The organism is Streptomyces sp. NPDC043952, assembly GCF_056435325.1.
Window position 1 is genome coordinate 126,135 of sequence record NZ_JBWKES010000005.1, and the last position, 18,591, is coordinate 144,725.

The window sequence follows — 18,591 nt, forward strand, 5'->3', positions numbered from 1 at the left end:
GGGCTGAGACCCATGTCGTACGACATCGAGAAGCCGGACGAGCAGTGGCGCGCGGAGCTGAGCCCGAGCGAGTACGCGGTGCTGCGCCAGGCCGCGACCGAGCCGGCCTTCACCGGTGAGTACACGGACACCACCACCAAGGGCGTCTACTCCTGCCGCGCCTGCGGGGCCGAGCTGTTCACCTCCGAGACCAAGTTCGCCTCGCACTGCGGCTGGCCGTCGTTCTTCGACCCGAAGGACAGCGACGCCGTGGAGCTGGTCGAGGACCGCTCCCACGGGATGGTCCGCACCGAGGTGCGCTGCGCCCGCTGCGGCTCGCACCTCGGGCATGTCTTCGCGGGGGAGGGGTATCCGACCCCCACCGACCAGCGGTACTGCATCAACTCGATCTCGCTGCGCCTGGCGCCCGAGGAGAGCTGACACACCTCGAACGCGCCGAAGGAACCGGGCCGTTGCCGTCTAGACTCTCGCGGCAGCGGCCCGTGCGTCGTAGGCCGTGCCGTGGCCGCGGGCGGGCGGAGAGCTGTCAGACCCGAGGGGTGTTCGGCGTTTTGATACGGATAGATGCAGTCACGAAGCGGTACGACGACGGCACGGTCGCGGTCGACCGGCTGTCGCTGGAGATACCGGACCGCGCGATCACCGTCCTCGTCGGGCCCTCCGGCTGCGGCAAGACGACGACCCTGCGGATGATCAACCGGATGGTGGAGCCCACCGAGGGCAGCATCGTCCTGGACGGCGCGGACATCCGGCAGCAGCCGGTCAACTCCCTGCGCCGCTCGATGGGTTACGTCATCCAGAACGCCGGTCTCTTCCAGCACCGCACCATCCTCGACAACATCGCCACCGTGCCCCGGCTGCTCGGCTGGAGCAGGCAGAAGGCGCGCGGGCGGGCGGCGGAGCTGATGGAGCGGGTCGGGCTCGACGCCTCGCTCGCGCGGCGCTATCCGTACCAGCTCTCCGGCGGCCAGCAGCAGCGCGTCGGGGTGGCCCGCGCGCTCGCCGCCGATCCGCCGGTGCTGCTGATGGACGAGCCGTTCTCCGCCGTCGACCCCGTGGTCCGCAAGGGCCTCCAGGACGAACTGCTGAGGATCCAGGCCGAGTTGGGCAAGACGATCGTCTTCGTCACGCATGACATCGACGAGGCGATCAAGCTGGGCACCATGGTCGCGGTGCTGCGCGAGGGCGGTCGGCTGGCGCAGTTCGCCCCGCCGGCCGAACTGCTGAGCGCACCGGCCGACGCCTTCGTGGAGGACTTCCTCGGCGCCGACCGGGGCATCCGGCGGCTGTCCTTCTTCCCCGCCGGCGGGCTGGAGTTGACGGCCGCGCCGCTCGTCCCGCTCGACGCGGACGCCGAACGGCTCGCCGCCGCCGGCGGCGCCCCCTACCTCCTGGTCACCGACGCCGCCGGGCGCCCGCTCGGCTGGGCCACGCCCGGCGGCCCCCTCGACCGGGACCGACTCCTGGACCATGGGCGGCCGTTCCGGCCCGGCACCGACTCGCTGCGCACCGCCCTGGACGGGGCCGTGCTGTCGCCCACCGGGTGGGCGGTCGCGGTGGACGGCGAGGGGCGCGCGGTGGGCGTCGTATCGCAGACGGCCATCGGGGAGGCGATCCGCGCCGCTCACGGCCGGGCGGGCGCCGAGGCGAAGGCCGCCTCATGAACGGCTTCTTCGATCTGCCGAGCGACCTCCAGTACAGCTATCTCGGGCTGGTCGGACTGCATCTGCGCGAGGCGCTGATCCCGGTGCTGGCCGGGCTGCTCGTCGCGCTGCCCATCGCCCAGCTGTGCGCCAGGTTCCGCTGGGTCTACCCGCCCGTGCTCGGCCTGACCACCGTGCTCTACTCCATCCCCTCGCTGGCCTTCTTCGTCGTCCTCATCGACTACTTCGGGCAGAGCGAGACCACGGTGATGATCCCGCTCGCCGTCTACAGCCTGGTGGTGCTGGTCCCCGGCATCGTGGACGGCGTCCGCTCGGTGCCGCAGGAGACGCTGGCCGCCGCCGAGGCGATGGGCTTCGGCCCGCTGCGCCGCTATCTCCAGGTCCAACTCCCCATCGCCGCACCGGCGATCATCGCCGGCCTCAGGGTGGCGGTCGTCTCCAGCCTGTCCCTGGTCAGCGTCGGCATGCTGATCGGCAACCAGGGCGCCCTGGGCAACATGCTCTACGACGCCAACGCCTACCACCGGCCCGTCCTGGCCGCCAACTCGGTCCTGACCACGGCGGTGCTGGCGATCCTCGCCGACGCCCTGCTGGTGCTCCTGCGCCGGCTGCTGACCCCCTGGACGCCGAGGAAGGGCGCCACCCGGTGAACGTACTGAACCTCGTCCACGCCTTCTTCGGCGACGGCGCCCACTGGCACGGCTACGACGGCATACCGGCCCGGCTCGCCGAGCACGTCACCTACTCGCTGGAGGCGCTGCTGGCCGCCGCCGTGATCGGGCTGCCCGTCGGCCTGCTCACCGGGCACTACGGCCGGGGCGGCAACGCGCTCGCGCTGATCGCCACCGCGGGGCGGGCGCTGCCCAGCTTCGGGCTGCTGGTGCTCATGGTCCTGTGGCTCGGGCTGGGCCTGGTGCCGGTGATGATCCCGCTGGTGGTGCTCGCCGTACCGCCGATCCTGGTCACCACCTACGAGGCGGTGCGCGCCGTCGATCCGGCCCCGGTGGACGCCGCCCGCGGCATGGGGATGTCGGAAGCCCGCGTGCTGTTCCGGGTCGAGGTGCCGGTCGCGCTGCCGCTGATCCTGTCCGGGCTGCGCACGGCGGCCGTGCAGATCATCTCCACGGCCACCATCGCCGCGTACGTCGGTCTCGGCGGGCTCGGCCCGTACATCATCGGCGGTCTCGCGCAGCGCGACTACGAGAAGGTCGTCGGCGGCGCCGCGCTCGTGGCCGGGCTCGCCCTGCTGACCCTCGCGCTGTTCTGGGCGGTGGCCCGGATCACGGTGTCGCGGGGCGTACGCAGAAGCGCCTGAGCGATCGGCCGGCTTCTTCATCAAGAATGCGTTACAAGAGCCCGGCGCGCGGTTGACTCCGTGTCAAGCCCGTGGATTGGATCAGGTGGTGACTTCAACAACCCAGATCAGCAGGACCATACGGAGGAACCGGGGCGCGGCGGCGGTGGTCGCGCTCGCGACGGCCACGGCCCTGCTCGCGGGCTGCTCCGCCAAGTCCGGCGGCGTCGTCGTCGGCTCCAACAACTTCCCCGAGAGCAACCTGCTCGCCGACATCTACGGCGAGGCGCTCAAGGCCAAGGGGGTCGATGTCACGTACAAGCCGAACATCGGCAGCCGGGAGACCACGTACGGTCTGCTGAAGAACGGCTCCGTCGCCGTGCTGCCGGAGTACAACGGCGCACTGCTGGCCTACCTCGACCCCAAGGCGACGCCGAAGACCGCCGAGGCGACCACGGCGGCCATCAAGGCCAAGCTCGACTCCAAGCTGACCCTGCTGGACGCCTCGGCGGCGCAGGACAAGGACACCCTGGTGGTCAACGCCGCGACCGCGCGAAAGTACCACCTCACCACCCGCTCCAGCGCCGCCGACCTGAAGGCCGTCGCCAAGGACCTGGTGATCGGGGGCTCGCCGGAGTTCCAGACCCGGCAGCAGGGCCTGGTGGGCCTGAAGTCCGTCTACGGGCTCGGCTTCAAGTCCTTCAAGGCCCTGGACGCGGGCGGCACGCTCACCCAGACGGCGCTGAAGAAGAACGACGTCCAGGTCGCCGACCTGTTCAGCACCGATCCCACGATCACCAAGGAGAAGTTCGTCGTCCTCCGGGACCCCGAGAACCTCTTCGGCTTCCAGAACGTCCAGCCGCTCGTGTCGAAGACCGCTCTGCCCAAGAAGGGCGTCGCCGCCCTGAACGCGGTCTCCGCCAAGCTCGACACCACGACCCTGCTGAGCCTGGACGCGCAGGTGCAGCTCCAGCACAAGGACCCGCTGGACGTCGCGAAGGCGTGGCTGAAGTCCGCGGGGCTCGACTGAGCCGTCCGGCACAGGAGGGGGGGGGGGGGGGGGCGGGGAGGGAAACCCACCCCCCCCCCCCCCCCCCCCCCCCCCCCCCCCCGCCGCGTCGGCTCAGAGGTCGAACTCGTGCGGCGGCAGCTCCAGGGTGTAGCACGCCTCGCGGACGACGGCCTGCTCGGTCTTGTCGAAGTCGCCGTCGGCGCCGCCGATGACGATGCCGATCTGGATGACGGCACGGGCCTCGGCGGGCTTCTTCTTGGCCTTGGCGATCTCCTGCAGCACGCTCACCTTGCCGAAGGCGAAGTCGGTGGTGAGCTTGTTCAGATTGTCCTCGAAGCGGCGGCGCAGGTCGTCCGCGGGGAAATTGGCCAGCACGTCGTTGGTGGCGATGAGCTGGGCCACGCGCTGGCGCTCGGCGGGGTCGATGGTGCCGTCCGCGGCGGCCACGAGGGCGCACATGGCCATGCTCGCGTCCCGGAAGGCACCGCTTTTCAGGTCGTTCTTCTTCGCCACCAACTGGGTCTGCATCTGCGACGCGGACTCCTTGACGCGGTCCCACAGGGCCATGCTCGCTCCTCGTATCCACGGCGGATGCCCCGCGGCACCCACCGGCAACTTCTACAACACCGTAGAAACTGACGGTGGGGCCGGAAAGTTCCGGGACGTCAGGCCGCGGTCGTCCCGCCCTCCTCGGCGAGGGCCCGCGCCTGGCGGCGCCGCTTGCGGCGGCTGGTGCGCGGCTCCTGGTCCGGCAGCCAGCCGAAGGCGAGGCAGCTGCCGACGACGCCGAGCAACAGCCCGATGAAGAAGCCGCCCAGATTGGAGGTGACCCAGGTGCCCAGCGACACCAGCACCCCGAGGATGGAGTAGAAGAGTCGCTGGGCGGGGTTGAAGAGGATCAGCAGCCCCAGCAGCGCCATCAGGCCCGGCAGCAGATAGCCGGCCAGCCCCTGCATGCCGATGTGCATCACGACCTTCAGCGACGCCTTCTCGGTCAGCAGGATCTCGCCGCCGGCCAGGGCGAGCAGCAGCCCGCCCCAGAACGGCCGCCGGGACCGCCAGGCGCGGAAGGTACGCCGGGGACCCGGTCGGGGACGGTCCGCCACGGCGCTCAGCAACCCGAGTCGCTGAAGCGCAGCTTGAGACCCGGCAGCTTGAACACCCCTGCCGTGGTCGCGTAGTTGGTCTGCCGCAGGTTCTTGATGTACACGCTGTCGGCCTGCTGGCTGAAGACGCCCTTCGGGCCCTTCGCGTTGGCCTCGGTCAGCTCGCTCGCGTCGTTGCCGATCTCGATGTTGTTGAACGACGCGTCACCCGACATCTCGGTGGAGTCGGTGGTCAGATCGGACGCGCTGACCTGGGTGCTGCCGTTGCCCGCGGTGATCAGCAGGTTGGTGCCGCCGAGGTCCACGCTCTGGCACAGCTTGGACAGCGTGGCCTTCTTGATCGCCGAGGTGACGATGAGGACCTGGCCGCCGGTGTCACCGGCGTTGGGGCTGCCGTCGGCCATGTTGTCCAGGCCGCCGAACTGTTCGAAGCCGGTGCCGTGCAGCTCGTTCGCGGTGACCGTGAACGGCATGCCGGAGATCGAGAACTGCACGCCGAGCGCGCCCTGCGCGGTGAGCACCGCGAGGCCGGCGGCGACCAGGGTGGCGGGCACCGCCATGATCGCGGCGCGCCGGGCCCGGACGCGGCCCCGTCTGCCGGCCGGGGGCGCCGTGGTGGCGCCCGGTGCCTGCGACGGGGAAGCGCTCTCCGGGTTCTCGGGGGTGTTGCCGGTGGACGGGTTGTCCGGGGACGAGGCCATGTCTGCTCCCATGGGCATGGATCAATGCGGGTTGGGCTTCAGTGGCACGATGTCCTGGCGCGGACAGCGGCCGCCGCGGACGCCTCCTCGCACTCCCGGCGGGCGCAAGGGCTTTCTCGTTACGCGGCGGTAGCCTTTCGAGGAAGTTACCGCCGGTTACATTTTGGGGTCAAGGGAGATGTGAAAAAAGGGTGTCGGCGGTGCGTGCGGGCCCGCGCGGACCCCCTGGGCCTCCAACTTCCGCCGCATATCGCGGTGTTGACCGGTCCGACGGGTTGACGCCGATGGTTGACGGCGTTACAAATTCTTCAGATTCCATGGATCCGTGGCGCCGGATCCCCGAGCGGCAGCGGCCGTGTCCGGCAAGGGCACCGGCCGCGTTCCCGGCCCTTACGCGGCACCCGCTCCAGCACACGGCGACCGATGCGAACCGCCGGTCGCCGCGCACGCCGGCCCCCTGAGCGGCGGCCGTTCACGCACGGTGATCTTCCCGTACTTCGCGCGAGCACGGCACGGACAGCTCCCCCACGGGTCCGTACCGGCACCTCCCTCGTTCGTCCGGCCCGGCCGATTCCCTCCGGGCACCGGCCGGTGTCCGGCCCGCCGCCGTCGCCGGTCCGTCGCGTAAGGAGAAGGCGTGACGGACCCGCGCCGGCGGCGACATTCCCACCGCACCCGCACCGCCGCGCACCGCCCCCGCCCCCCCCCGCGTCCCCAAATCCCCACCCCCCACCGCCCCGTTTCCCCACATCCATCAGAGAGGCACCCGCATGCGTACGCGTACCCTCATCGCTCTCGCCGGCACCGCCACCGCCACCGCGCTCGCCCTCGTATCGGCCGGTCCCGCCTCCGCGGCCGGTACGGTCCTCACCACCGGCAGCGCCGGCGGCACCGCCGTCGCGGTCGGCGACACGCTCACCGCGCCGCTGGCGAGCGGCACTTCGGCCACCTTCTACTCCAGCTCGACCGGGACCAGCGGTGTCAAGTGCGGCACCTCCCAGTTCACCGCCAAGGTCACCGCCAACCCGGCCGCGCCGGGCACCGCCACCGAGTCCCTCACCGGGCAGACCTTCAGCGGCTGCACCAGCAACGTCACCGGCGTCCTCGGCGTCGGCAGCGTGACCATCGACAACCTGCCCTACACGGCGTCGGTCGCCTCCGCCGGCACCCTCACCGTCGCGCCCCCGAGCGGCTCCGTCATCCAGTCCACGGTCAAGCTCAACACCCTGCTGGGCAGCGTCACCTGTGTCTACCAGGGCCCGAGCCTGTCCGGGAAGGCGGCCAACGCCGACAACAGCATCAGCTTCACCAACCAGCAGTTCACCAAGACCTCCGGGTCCTCGCTCTGCTTCTCCACCGCGTACTTCAGCGCCAAGTACGCGCCGGTGACGGACAGCGGGGCCTCGGTCTACGTCAACTGACGTCCCCCGGTCGGTCATTTCGGGCCAATCTGAACGCAGCGCCCAGGCGGCGCCGACGCGGTGCATTCCGGCATCGCGGCGGCGCCGCCCTGCTGTGCGCGGTCCTGCCGAGGACGGCCCTAATCCCTTACGGCGCAAGGCAGTTGCGCTTTTTCGACCCTCCGGCGAGACGCCGTTGAGGAGCCGGACGCCGGCCTCGTATCGTGGCGATCATGGGGCTCCCGTTGCCATGCGGTGAGTTATCGTATGCAAGGGGTTAAAAACAAACCGCACGTCCCGTTCGTTCGTCTCGCGAGGAGGGGTCCCGACATGGCGAGGCAGTTACGCGCCGAACAGACCAGGGCCACGATCATCACGGCCGCCGCCGATCTTTTCGACCAGCATGGCTATGAATCCACCAGTCTGAGCGACATCGTCGCACACGCGAAGGTGACCAAGGGGGCCCTCTATTTCCACTTCGCCGCCAAGGAGGACCTGGCGCACGCGATCCTGGAGCTGGAGGCCCGCGCGGCCCGCCGGCTGGTGGCCGATCTCGACGGCCGCGGCTACTCCTCCCTGGAGGGCCTGATGCGCACCACCTTCGGGATCGCCCGGCTCGCCGTGGACGACCCGGTACCCCGCGCCGGGCTGCGCCTCGCCACCGCCGACGTCACCGTGCGGCCGCCGCTGCGCCACCCCTACACCGAATGGCTGGAGTTCGCCGGCCGCAAGTTCACCGGGGCCGTGCGCGAGGCCGATGTGCACGGGGACCTCGACGTCTCCGCCGCCGCCCACTCGCTCGTCTGCTTCTTCTTCGGCACCCGTGTCGCCGGCCGCTTCGAACCCGTGGGACGCCTGCCGCGCCGGGTCGCCGAGATGTGGCACCTGATGATCCGCGGCCTGGTCCCGGTGCACCGCCGCCCCCGCTACGTCACCCTCGCCACGCAGCTGGAGCGGGAGATCAGGACCGCGTGAGACGCGCGGTACGGTGACGGGCATGCCCGAAACCCCGTTCGCATCCGTGATCCTCGGCAACGAACCCGGATCGTTCCCGCACGGTGTGCTGGCCGAGCGGCACCCGGCGATCATCCGTCAGGTGCGGGACTGTCTGCCATACGGCCCCGATCGGCACCGGGCGCTGGACGAACTGCTGAGGAGCTGCACCGAGGGGACCGTCGAACCCCTGCCCGCCGACGCCCCGGACCGGGCGGCGTGGCACGCGTGGGGTCTGGCCGAGTACGCCGGGCGCTCCTGGTTCGACGTGCCGTGGCTGTGGTCCGAGAGCTACTTCTACCGGCGACTCCTCGAAGCCGTCGGCTACTTCGGCGCCGGGCCCTGGCGGGGCATCGACCCCTTCCGGCCCGTCAAGCGCGCGGAGCTGGACGCGCCGGAGACCGACCGGGAACTCGCCGCCCTCGACGGCCTGCGGGAGCTGCCGGAGCCGGAACAGGGCCGCGCCCTGCTGCACGGCTCGCTGTGGGGCAACCGCGCCGACCTGGGCTTCCGGCTGTCCGCCGAAGGGGCCGAGGCCGGGGAACCGGCGCCCGCGCTGGTCGCCGACGACAGCGAGCGGCTGTGGTCGCTGCTGCCGCCCGGTGGCGCCGCCACCCTGGTCCTGGTCGCGGACAACGCCGGCCGGGAACTCGTCCCCGACCTGCTGCTGCTCGCCCATCTCATCGCCGGGGGCCGGATCGCGCGGGCGGTGCTGCACGTGAAGCCGTACCCGTACTACGTCTCGGACGCGGTCATGGCCGATGTACTCGACGCCCTGGAGCGGCTGAGTGCGGCGCCGGGCGCGGCCGGTGAGCACGGGCGGCTGCTGCGCTCCGCGATGACCGACGGGCGGCTCGCGGTGCGCGCCCACCCCTTCTCCTGCGCCCCGCTGCCGTACGAGCGGATGCCGCCCGAGCTGCGCGCGGATTTCGCCGCCACCACCCTCACCGTCTTCAAGGGCGACCTCAACTACCGCCGCCTGGTGGGGGACCGGCGATGGCCGCCGACCACGTCCTTCGCGGCGGCGACCGCGTACTTCCCGGGCTCGGTGGCCGCGCTGCGCACCCTGAAGTCGGAGGTGGTCACCGGGCTGACCGCCGCCACCGAGTCCCGGCTGGTGGCGGCGGAGGGACAGCGCTGGCGGACGGCCGGCACGCATGCGCTGATCCAGGTCAACCCGCGCACAGCGGAAGCGACTTGAGCCCGTTGATGAAGTTCGACACCAGCCGCTCGGGCGGACCCGCGGGCCGCAGGACGGGGAGTGCGCGCAGCACCTCCGCGTAGAGCAGCCGCAGTTGCAGCCGGGCGAAGTGGGCGCCCAGACAGACGTGCGGGCCGTCCCCGAAGGAGACGTGCGGGTTGGGGGAGCGGGCGAGGTCCAGCCGGTCCGGGTCGGCGAAGGCCCGCTCGTCGCGGTTGGCCGAGGCGTGGAAGACCACGACCTTCTCGCCCGCCGCGATGCGCCGGCCCGCCAGCTCGGTGTCCCGTGCGGCGGTGCGCCGGAAGGTCAGCACGGGCGGGTGCCAGCGCAGCAACTCCTCGACCGCAGCGGTGAGTTCGATCTTTCCGGCGCGCAGCAGGGCGTACGGCCGCGGATGCCCGGCCAGCGCCAGCAGGCCGCCGGGGGCCGCGCCGCGGACCGTGTCGTTGCCCGCGACGGTGAGCAGGAAGAAGAACATCTCCAGCTCGGGGGCGATGAGTTCGGGGTCGGTGGCGAGGGTCGTCATGATGTCGTCGGCGGGGTGCCGGCGCTTGTGCGCGGCCAGTTCGTGGGCGTAGCCGAACATGTCCCGCAGCAGCGCGGGGGAGCGCGGGTTCAGCGGCTTGCCCGAGCCGTCCAGCACCACGGGGGCGGCCTCGTCCGGGTCCTGGTAGCCGATCACCCGCCGGGTCCACTCCAGCAGCAGCCGCCGGTCGCCCTCCGGAACGCCCAGCAGGTCCGTGAGGTTGAGCAGTGCGTACTCGTCGGTGACGGCCGCCACCAGATCGAGGGTGCCGTCCTGGTGCGCGGCCCGCTCCAGCGCCGCCGCGAGCAGGGTGCGCGCCCGGCTTCGGGCGAGGGCCGCGAACCGCTCGATCCGCCCCGGCGTGAACGCCCGGCTCACCAGCCGCCGCAACCGCCCGTGTCCCGGCGGGTCCTGATTGAGCATCATGCGCCGGATGAACGGCAGGTCCGCCGGATCGGGGTCCCGGATCTGCGTCGCGCCGAGGTGCGAGGAGTACGTGGCCGAGTCCTTCAGGACCCGGACGACGTCCGCGTGCCGGGTCACCGCCCAGAACCCCGGCCCGGCGGGCCAGCCCAGCACCTCGGGCTCCGCCTGCCAGGCCACCGGGTGCTCGTCGCGCAGGACGCGGTAGGCGTCGTACGGCACCCCGGTGGCGTACCGCCGCGGATCGAAGACGTCCGGCACCGGCGCGGCCTCGCGCACGCTCATGCGGGGCCGTCCGCGCGCAGGAAGTCCTCCACCACCCGGATCAGCTCCAGCGGTGTCTCGTCCATCGCGTAGTGCCCGGCACCGGGCAGGGTGACGAGCTGTCCGTTGCGGTACCAGGACAGCCAGGTCTCCCGCAGCAGTGCGGGCGACATGGCCGGGTCCAGTTCGCCCGCCACGGCCAGCGCGGGCACCTCGCTGCCGGTCACCTCGGTGTGAAAGTCCTCGCCCGCCCACGAGTCGAGCCAGGCCCGGAACGCCTTCGGGTCGCTGCGCCCGAGGGAGAGCGCGACCATCCGGTCCAGCCAGGCGTCCGGGCGGCGCCCGCCGGTGGTGAAGTCGATGATCGCGCGCCGGTTGGCCGCCTTGTGCGCCGCGTCCGTGAACAGCGCGCCCTGCTCGCCCGAAAGTGGCATGCCCGCGGCGGGCACTGGGGAGACGCCGACGATCCGGCGCAGCCGCTCGGGGGCGAGCGCGAGCAGCCGCTGGGCCACCGCGCCGCCCATGGAGTGCCCGACCACCGAGAACCGCCCCCAGCCGAGCCGGTCCGCCAGCGCCACCAGGTCCCCGGCCGCGCGGGTCGTCGTATACGGTCCCTCGGCGTCCGCGGCCTCGCCGTAGCCGCGCAGGTCGACCGGCACATACGTGAAGGCGGCACGGTCCAGGTCGGGCAGGACGGCCGCGTAGGCCGAGCGGTCCGCGAACCAGCCGTGCACGGCGAACACCCGGTGGGCGCCGTCGCCGTGCACCTCATGGGGCAGTACGAAGGAGTTCATGCGCCTACCGTGACCCGGACGCCCGAGCACGGCAAGGGCGCGGACGGGGCACCTCTCGGGGTCGGTTCACGCGATGGTGTGATCATGTCCCGTGCGGGGGATGGGTGTTCGGGGCCGGGGGTAGGGCCCTGCCATGACGCAGCCGTTCGAACTCCCGCACTTCTACATGCCGTTCCCCGCGCGGCTCAATCCGCACCTCGACGAGGCCCGCGCCCATTCCACCGCGTGGGCGCGCGAGATGGGGATGCTGGAGGGCTCCGGGATCTGGGACCAGGCCGACCTGGACGCGCACGACTACGGACTGCTGTGCGCCTACACCCACCCGGACTGCGACGGCCCCGCCCTGTCGCTGATCACCGACTGGTACGTGTGGGTGTTCTTCTTCGACGACCACTTCCTGGACATGTTCAAGCGCACCCAGGACCGCGCCGCCGGCAAGGCCCACCTCGACCGGCTGCCGCTGTTCATGCCGATCGACCCCCATGCCCCCGTGCCCGAGCCCGAGAACCCGGTCGAGGCGGGTCTGAAGGACCTGTGGGCGCGTACGGTGCCCGCGATGTCCGCCGACTGGCGCCGCCGCTTCTCCGTGGCCACCGAGCACCTGCTCAACGAGTCGATGTGGGAGCTGTCCAACATCAACGAGGGGCGGATCGCCAACCCCGTCGAGTACATCGAGATGCGCCGCAAGGTGGGCGGCGCGCCCTGGTCCGCCGGGCTGGTGGAGTACGCGACGGCCGAGGTGCCCGCCGCCGTCGCCGGGACCAGGCCGCTGCGGGTGCTCATGGAGACCTTCGCCGACGCCGTCCACTTGCGCAACGACCTCTTCTCCTACCAGCGCGAGGTCGAGGACGAGGGCGAGAACAGCAACGGCGTGCTCGTCCTGGAGACCTTCTTCGGCTGCACCACCCAGCAGGCCGCGGACATCGTCAACGACATCCTCACCTCGCGCCTGCACCAGTTCGAGCACACCGCGCTCACCGAGGTGCCCGCCGTCGCCCTGGAACACGGCCTCACCCCCGCCGAGACGGCCGCGATCGCCGCCTACGCCAAGGGACTCCAGGACTGGCAGAGCGGCGGCCACGAATGGCACCTGCGCTCCAGCCGCTACATGAACAAGGGCGCGCGGGACGACTCGCCCTGGCGGCTGCCCAGCGGCCCCGGCACCTCGGCCGCCCATGTCGGCGCCCTGCTCGCCGCCGCCGCGCACGAACGCCTGCGCGCCTACTCCCATGTGCCCCACCAGAAGGTCGGCCCGTCCATCCTGCCCGAGTTCCACATGCCGTTCGCCCTGCAACTCAGCCCCCACCTCGACGCCGCCCGCCGCAATCTGCGCGCCTGGTGCGACCGCATGGGCATCCTCCAGGAGGGCGTCTGGGACGAGGACAAGCTGCGCGCCTGCGACCTCGCCCTGTGCTCCGCCGGACTCGACCCCGACGCCACCCCCGAGGCCCTCGACCTCAGCGCCCAGTGGCTCGCCTTCGGCACCTACGGCGACGACTACTACCCCCTGGTCTACGGCCACCGCAGGGACCTGGCCGCCGCCCGCCTCACCACCGCCCGGCTGTCCGCCTGCATGCCCCTCGACGGCGAGCCCCCGCTGGTGCCCGCCAACGCCATGGAGCGCTCCCTGCTCGACCTGTGGGCCCGCACCACCGCCCCGATGAGCACCGGGCAGCGCCGCACCCTCAGACAAGCCGTGGACACCATGACCGAGAGCTGGGTGTGGGAACTGTCCAACCAGCTCCAGAACCGCATCCCCGACCCGGTCGACTACCTGGAGATGCGCCGCGCCACCTTCGGCTCCGACCTCACCCTCAGCCTGTGCCGGATGGGCCGGGGCCCCGCGGTCCCGCCCGAGCTCTACCGCAGCGGCCCGGTGCGCTCCCTGGAGAACGCCGCCATCGACTACGCCTGCCTGCTCAACGACATCTTCTCCTACCAGAAGGAGATCGAGTACGAGGGCGAGATCCACAACGCGATCCTGGTCGTACAGAACTTCTTCGGCGTCGATTACCCGACCGCGCTCGGCGTCGTCCACGACCTGACCACCCAGCGCATGCGGCAGTTCGAGCATGTGGTCGCCCACGAACTTCCCGTGCTCTACGACGACTTCGGGCTGTCCCCGCAGGCCCGCAGGGCGATGGACGGCTATGTCGACGACCTGCGGAACTGGCTGGCCGGCATCCTCAACTGGCACCGCAGCGTGGACCGTTACAAGGACTCCTGGCTCGGGCGGCGCGCCCACGGCTTCCTGCCCGACCGCCCGCCCGCGCGCCCGCTCCTCGCTCTGGGCTGACCGGCCGCTGGGGCACATGGGCCGAGCCGGCTCCGGGCCGGGGCCGGTGCGCGGGGCGTCCGTAGTGACTACCCGCCGCCGGCCTCCGGGCAGTCTCACTCGTTCGTGTCTCGTCGCGGGCCGGTGCGCCGGGTAGGTCACCGGCCGGAGGCGAGCGAACCATGGAACACACTGCGTTGCGGCCCAGGCCGCTGCCGGGCCGGGGACCACGGGCGGGCGGCAGCCTAGCCCACCACCCGCACGGCGCGTCCCGGCGCGGTCGGCGGCTGCGGACCCTCGTGCTCGGCGCCTGCGCGGGCACGCTCCTGGTGCTGTCCGGCGTGGGCATCGGCGCGGTCGGCGCCACGGTGCTCGGCGCGGGCCGCGGCACCGGGGCGGGGCCACGGGCGGCGGTCGCGCGGGAGAGCGGGCCGGGAGCCACCCTGGGCGTGGAGGCCGTCGACTACGGCAGCCCCGGCGCGCTGGTGGTGGGCGTGCACACACCCGGCCCCGGCTACCGGGCGGGCCTGACCCGCGGGGACGTCCTGCTCCAGTTCGGCGGCGCCCGCGTGGACACCGCCGCCGACCTGGCCCGCGCGGTCGCCCACGCCCGCCCCGGCAGCGAGGTCCTGCTCACCGTGCGGCACCGCGACGGCGGATTCCAGCAGCTGACGGTGGTACCGGGGGTGGTGACGTGAGTGTGCCGGACCTCCGGGGCCTGCCCGAGTTCACCGGGTGACGGCCTGAGGCTGCCCGAGTCCGCCGGGCTGCTGGGTCATGTCCGGTGACCCGCGATCGGCCGATGGGGTCGCGTGGCCCGGTCCGGGCGGGCAGGATGCTGCCCTGGGGGCGCCGACGGTGCCCGCACCCGCCCGACCAGCCAGAACCGCCCGGAGGCCCGGATGACCGGCAGTACGACCACGCCCTTCAGCGCAGCCGACCACAGGGCCCGCATGGAGCGCGCCGCGCGTGCCGCGGCCGACGCCGGTCTCGCCGGGCTGCTCGTGGCACCGGGTCCCGACATGGTGTGGCTGACCGGCTACACCCCCACCGCCGTCACCGAGCGGCTCACCCTGCTGGTCCTCGCCCCCGGCCAGGACCCCGTACTGGTCGTCCCCACCCTGGAGGCCCCGGACGCCGAGCACTCCGCCGCCGGCGGGGTACTCACCCTGCGCGACTGGACCGACGGCAAGGACCCCTACGCCGTCACCGCCGAGCTGCTCGACGGCCGCGGCCGCTACGGCATCAGCGACAACACCTGGGGCATGCACGTCCTCGGCCTCCAGCGCACCCTGCCCGACAGCTCCTACGCCGCCCTCACCGACGCCCTGCCCATGCTGCGCGCGGTCAAGGACGCCGCCGAGGTGGAGCTGCTCGCGGCCGCCGGAGCCGCCGCCGACGCGGCGTTCGAGGAGATCCGCAAGGTGACCTTCGCCGGGCGTCGCGAGTCCGACCTCGCCCGTGACCTCGCCGCGCTGCTGCGCCGCTTCGGCCACTCCCAGGTCGATTTCACCATCGTCGGCTCCGGCCCCAACGGTGCCAACCCGCACCACGAGGTCGGCGATCGCGTCATCCGGCGCGGCGACATGGTCGTCCTCGACTTCGGCGGCCTGAAGGACGGCTACGGCTCCGACACCACGCGCACCGTGCACGTCGGCGAGCCCACCGAGGAGGAGCGCCGGGTCCACGACATCGTGCGCGCCGCCCAGGAGGCCGGCTGCCAGGCGGTACGGCCGGGCACGGCCTGCCAGGAGGTGGACCGCGCCGCCCGCGAGGTGATCACCGACGCCGGGTACGGCGAGTACTTCATCCACCGCACCGGACACGGCATCGGCGTCACCACGCACGAGCCGCCGTACATGATCGAGGGCGAGGAACTGCCGCTGGTGCCCGGCATGTGCTTCTCGGTGGAGCCCGGCATCTATCTGCCCGGCCGGTTCGGGGTGCGCATCGAGGACATCGTCACGGTGACCGGGGACGGCGCCCGCCGCCTCAACAACACGATGCGCGAGATGGTCATAGTGGACTGACGGCCCGAGCCCCGAGCCCACGACGGGCCCAGGGCGACCACACCCGACGACACCCGGAACGGCGACGCGCGATCCATGACCCAGGCACCGACCCCCACCGCGGACACGGTCCGCCAACTGGTCCGTACGCTGCTCAAGGAAGGGCCGCAGGGCGACGGACCCGACGTACGGCCCGTGCGCGAGGAGCACCCGTACACCTGGTGGGTCGGCACCCGCCAGGTGCTGCGCCTCGCCCCCGACCGGGAGGCGTCCGCCCGGCGCCGCCGGGAGCTGCGGCTGCGCGCCCTGGTCCGCCCGCACGTCCCGGTCGCGGTGCCGGTCAGCGTCGCACACGCCGACTGGGCGCCCGGCCTCGCCTGCACCCTGGACACCGTGGTGCCCGGCGGCACCGCCGAGGAGCACGAGGTGTCGGCGGCCGGCGAGGCCGATCTCGCTGGGCTGCTCACCGGGTTGCGCGCGGTGCCGGTGCGCCAGGCCGAGTCGCTCGGCGTGCCGCGCGCCGCCCCGCGCTCCCTGGAGGCGCTGCGCCGGATGGCCGTGCACGCGGCCGAACGGCTCGCCGCCGCCGACGAGTTCGACGCCGCGCCGATGTACCAGCTCACCCCGGCCGGCGCCGCCCAGCTCGCCGCGCAGCCCGGTGCCGCCGTGCTCACCCACCACGGGCTGACCGGCGAACACGTGGTGGTCGCCGCCGACGGGCGGGTGCGCGGCGTCCTCGACTGGACCGAGGCGACGCTCGGCGACCCCGCCGAGGACATCGCGGGGCTCGCCGTCGCCGTCAGCTCCCCGGCCGCCGTCCGCGCCGCCACCCTCGCCGGATACGGCGCCCGCCCCTGCCTGCGCGGCCTGTGGCTCGCCCGCTGCGACACCGTGCTGCGCCTCGCGGACCGCCTCGACGGCCGCACCGCGGGCGACCCGGCGCTGCCGCGCACCCGGCTGCGCCGGGCGTGGGAGCCGATCCTGCTGGAGCGGGTGACGGACTTCAAGACGGCGGGGGAGGAGCCCTGACCGCCGCTCAGGGCTGGCTGAGCACCACGCACGACTCGCCGGGCAGCTGGAGCACGCCGTCCGCGCCCGGCGCGGCCACCGGCTCCCACGCGGCGAGGACCAGCGCCGGGCGGGTGCCCAGGGGAATGGCGGCCGGCTCCTTGCCGAGGTTCACCGCGACCCGGACATCGCCGCGCCGGAACGCCAGCCAGCGGGCCTGCCCGTCGTAGGCCACCTTCGTGTCGGCGAGATCCGGGTCGGTGAGGTCCGGCTGGTCGCGGCGCAGCGCGATCAGCCGCCGGTACCAGTCCAGCATCCTCGCGTGGTCCGGGCGTCCGGGCTCCGACCAGTCGAGGCAGGAGCGCTCGCGGGTCGCCGGGTCCTGCGGGTCCGGTACGTCCTCCTCGGCCCAGCCGTGCGCCGCGAACTCCCGGCGCCGGCCGCGTCGTACCGCCTCCGCGAGGCCGGGGTCCGTGTGGTCGGTGAAGTACTGCCAGGGCGTGCCGGCCGCCCACTCCTCGCCCATGAACAGCATCGGCGTGAACGGCGCGGTCAGCACCAGCGTCGCCGCGCAGGCCAGCAGGCCGGGGGAGAGGAGCGCGGACAGCCGGTCGCCCCGAGCGCGGTTGCCGATCTGGTCGTGGGTCTGGGCGTAGCCGAGCAGCCGGTGCCCGGCGAGGCGCGCGCGGTCCAGCGGACGCCCGTGGTGCCGCTCGCGGAAGGCGGAGTACGTGCCGTCGTGGAAGTAGCCCCCGGTGAGCGTCCGGTCCAGCGCGGCGAACGGATCGCGCGCGAAGTCGGCGTAGTAGCCCTGGGATTCGCCGGTGAGCGCGGTGTGCAGGGCGTGGTGGAAGTCGTCGTTCCACTGCGCGTGCAGCCCGAGCCCGTTCTCCGCGCGCGGTGTGATGAAGCGCGGGTTGTTCAGGTCGCTCTCGGCGATCAGGAACAGCGGCCGGTCCAGCTCCGCCGCGAGGTGGTCGACGGCCGCCGACAGCTCCTCCAGGAAGTGGACGGCGCGGGTGTCGTACAGCGCGTGCACCGCGTCCAGGCGCAGCCCGTCGAGCCGGAAGTCCCGCAGCCACGCCAGTGCGCTGCCGGCGAAGTACGCCCGCACCTCGTCCGAACCGGGGCCGTCCAGGTTCACCGCCGCGCCCCACGGCGTGGAGTAGGCGTCGGTGAAGTACGGCCCGAAGGACGGCAGATGGTTCCCGGAGGGCCCCAAGTGGTTGTGCACGACGTCCAGTACGACACCGAGCCCCAGTTCGTGCGCCCGGTCCACGAACCGCTTCAGCGCCTCGGGGCCGCCGTACGGCTCGTGCACCGCCCATGGCGCCACCCCGTCGTACCCCCAGCCGTGCCGTCCGGGGAACGGGCACAGCGGCATCAACTCGACGTGAGTGACGCCCAGTTCGGCCAGATGGCCGAGGCGCCGCGCCGCCGCGTCCAGGGTGCCCTCGGGGGTGTACGTGCCCACATGCAGCTCGTAGAGCACCGCGCCCGGCAACTCCCGCCCCGGCCACGGCACCCGCCACGCGTACCGCTCCTGGTCCACGACCGCGCTGAGCCCGTCCGGGCCGTCCGGCTGGCGGCGCGAGCGCGGGTCGGGCAGCACCGGACCGTCGTCCAGCGCGAACCCGTACCGGGCGCCGTCGCCCGCCCGCGCCTCTCCCTTCCACCAGCCCGCGCGCTCCGGATCGCGCGCCAACGCCTGTGCGGCGCCCTCGCACTGGAGCGTCACCCGGTCTGCCTGCGGTGCCCACACCTCGAACTGCACGGACGGTTCCCCTTCGTCTGCTCACCGTGATGTCCCGCGTTCCCATCGTGCCCGCCCGCGCCGCCGATCCCCCCTTCCATCGGGGGCTTTTCACCGGGTGTCGTGCGATGTTTCCCGGCGGGCCGCACGGAAGTACCGGCGCGGGGG

General features: G+C 72.7%; 18 protein-coding genes. 12 read left to right on the top strand and 6 right to left on the bottom strand.

Annotated features, from left to right (window positions below; translation table 11 throughout):
• Positions 1-12 precede the first annotated feature (12 nt).
• From msrB to AC069R_RS07795, 5 genes are all read left to right on the top strand, one after another.
• Positions 13-420: a peptide-methionine (R)-S-oxide reductase MsrB gene (msrB, locus tag AC069R_RS07775; RefSeq protein WP_397983408.1), complete on the top strand. Its 408-nt coding sequence runs from the start codon at positions 13-15 to the stop codon at positions 418-420.
• Positions 421-551: 131 nt separating this feature from the next.
• The gene (locus AC069R_RS07780; RefSeq protein ID WP_478765437.1) at positions 552-1,664 is read left to right on the top strand and encodes an ABC transporter ATP-binding protein; all 1,113 of its coding nucleotides are present in this window, start codon (positions 552-554) and stop codon (positions 1,662-1,664) included.
• On the top strand, positions 1,661-2,314 hold the full coding sequence (locus tag AC069R_RS07785; protein ID WP_478765438.1) for an ABC transporter permease: 654 nt from the start codon (positions 1,661-1,663) through the stop codon (positions 2,312-2,314). Before AC069R_RS07780 ends, AC069R_RS07785 begins: the two co-directional genes overlap by 4 nt.
• Positions 2,311-2,979, top strand: coding sequence for an ABC transporter permease (locus AC069R_RS07790; protein ID WP_478765439.1), 669 nt, complete (start codon positions 2,311-2,313; stop codon positions 2,977-2,979). The genes AC069R_RS07785 and AC069R_RS07790 overlap by 4 nt, the downstream gene beginning before the upstream one ends.
• Positions 2,980-3,067: 88 nt before the next feature.
• Complete coding sequence (locus tag AC069R_RS07795) at positions 3,068-3,988, top strand: ABC transporter substrate-binding protein (RefSeq protein ID WP_478765440.1); 921 nt, start codon at positions 3,068-3,070, stop codon at positions 3,986-3,988.
• A gap of 93 nt (positions 3,989-4,081) precedes the next feature.
• On the opposite strand, the gene AC069R_RS07800 is transcribed toward AC069R_RS07795, so the two are convergent.
• From AC069R_RS07800 to AC069R_RS07810, 3 genes are all read right to left on the bottom strand, one after another.
• The gene (locus tag AC069R_RS07800; protein WP_471066597.1) at positions 4,082-4,537 is read right to left on the bottom strand and encodes a tellurite resistance TerB family protein; all 456 of its coding nucleotides are present in this window, start codon (positions 4,535-4,537) and stop codon (positions 4,082-4,084) included.
• A gap of 98 nt (positions 4,538-4,635) precedes the next feature.
• Complete coding sequence (locus tag AC069R_RS07805; protein WP_478765442.1) at positions 4,636-5,076, bottom strand: DUF6114 domain-containing protein; 441 nt, start codon at positions 5,074-5,076, stop codon at positions 4,636-4,638.
• Between the two features lie 5 nt (positions 5,077-5,081).
• Positions 5,082-5,777, bottom strand: a complete 696-nt coding sequence (locus AC069R_RS07810) for a DUF6230 family protein (RefSeq protein WP_478765444.1) — start codon at positions 5,775-5,777, stop codon at positions 5,082-5,084.
• A gap of 770 nt (positions 5,778-6,547) precedes the next feature.
• Here AC069R_RS07810 and AC069R_RS07815 point away from each other — a divergent pair.
• From AC069R_RS07815 to AC069R_RS07825, 3 genes are all read left to right on the top strand, one after another.
• Positions 6,548-7,198 carry a Tat pathway signal sequence domain protein gene (locus AC069R_RS07815; protein WP_478765445.1) on the top strand — a complete coding sequence of 217 codons (651 nt, stop codon included), beginning with the start codon at positions 6,548-6,550 and terminating at the stop codon, positions 7,196-7,198.
• Positions 7,199-7,507: 309 nt separating this feature from the next.
• Positions 7,508-8,152: a ScbR family autoregulator-binding transcription factor gene (locus AC069R_RS07820; RefSeq protein ID WP_397983399.1), complete on the top strand. Its 645-nt coding sequence runs from the start codon at positions 7,508-7,510 to the stop codon at positions 8,150-8,152.
• Between the two features lie 22 nt (positions 8,153-8,174).
• Entirely contained in the window at positions 8,175-9,371 is a 1,197-nt protein-coding gene (locus tag AC069R_RS07825; protein ID WP_478765447.1) for a damage-control phosphatase ARMT1 family protein, read from the top strand.
• Here AC069R_RS07825 and AC069R_RS07830 read toward each other — a convergent pair.
• Positions 9,343-10,605 carry a cytochrome P450 gene (locus AC069R_RS07830; RefSeq protein ID WP_478765449.1) on the bottom strand — a complete coding sequence of 421 codons (1,263 nt, stop codon included), beginning with the start codon at positions 10,603-10,605 and terminating at the stop codon, positions 9,343-9,345. The two genes, AC069R_RS07825 and AC069R_RS07830, sit on opposite strands and share 29 nt — an antisense overlap.
• Positions 10,602-11,378, bottom strand: a complete 777-nt coding sequence (locus AC069R_RS07835; protein WP_478765451.1) for an alpha/beta fold hydrolase — start codon at positions 11,376-11,378, stop codon at positions 10,602-10,604. Before AC069R_RS07835 ends, AC069R_RS07830 begins: the two co-directional genes overlap by 4 nt.
• Positions 11,379-11,511: 133 nt before the next feature.
• On the opposite strand from AC069R_RS07835, the gene cyc2 reads away from it, so the two are divergent.
• From cyc2 to AC069R_RS07855, 4 genes are all read left to right on the top strand, one after another.
• Complete coding sequence (gene cyc2 / locus AC069R_RS07840; RefSeq protein ID WP_478765453.1) at positions 11,512-13,674, top strand: germacradienol/geosmin synthase Cyc2; 2,163 nt, start codon at positions 11,512-11,514, stop codon at positions 13,672-13,674.
• Positions 13,675-13,835: 161 nt separating this feature from the next.
• Entirely contained in the window at positions 13,836-14,351 is a 516-nt protein-coding gene (locus tag AC069R_RS07845; protein ID WP_478765455.1) for a PDZ domain-containing protein, read from the top strand.
• 204 nt (positions 14,352-14,555) lie between these two features.
• Entirely contained in the window at positions 14,556-15,683 is a 1,128-nt protein-coding gene (locus AC069R_RS07850; protein ID WP_478765457.1) for a M24 family metallopeptidase, read from the top strand.
• Between the two features lie 75 nt (positions 15,684-15,758).
• On the top strand, positions 15,759-16,691 hold the full coding sequence (locus AC069R_RS07855; RefSeq protein ID WP_478765459.1) for an aminoglycoside phosphotransferase family protein: 933 nt from the start codon (positions 15,759-15,761) through the stop codon (positions 16,689-16,691).
• 7 nt (positions 16,692-16,698) lie between these two features.
• Here AC069R_RS07855 and treZ read toward each other — a convergent pair whose 3' ends face one another.
• Positions 16,699-18,444, bottom strand: a complete 1,746-nt coding sequence (gene treZ, locus AC069R_RS07860; protein ID WP_478765460.1) for a malto-oligosyltrehalose trehalohydrolase — start codon at positions 18,442-18,444, stop codon at positions 16,699-16,701.
• Positions 18,445-18,591 lie beyond the last annotated feature (147 nt).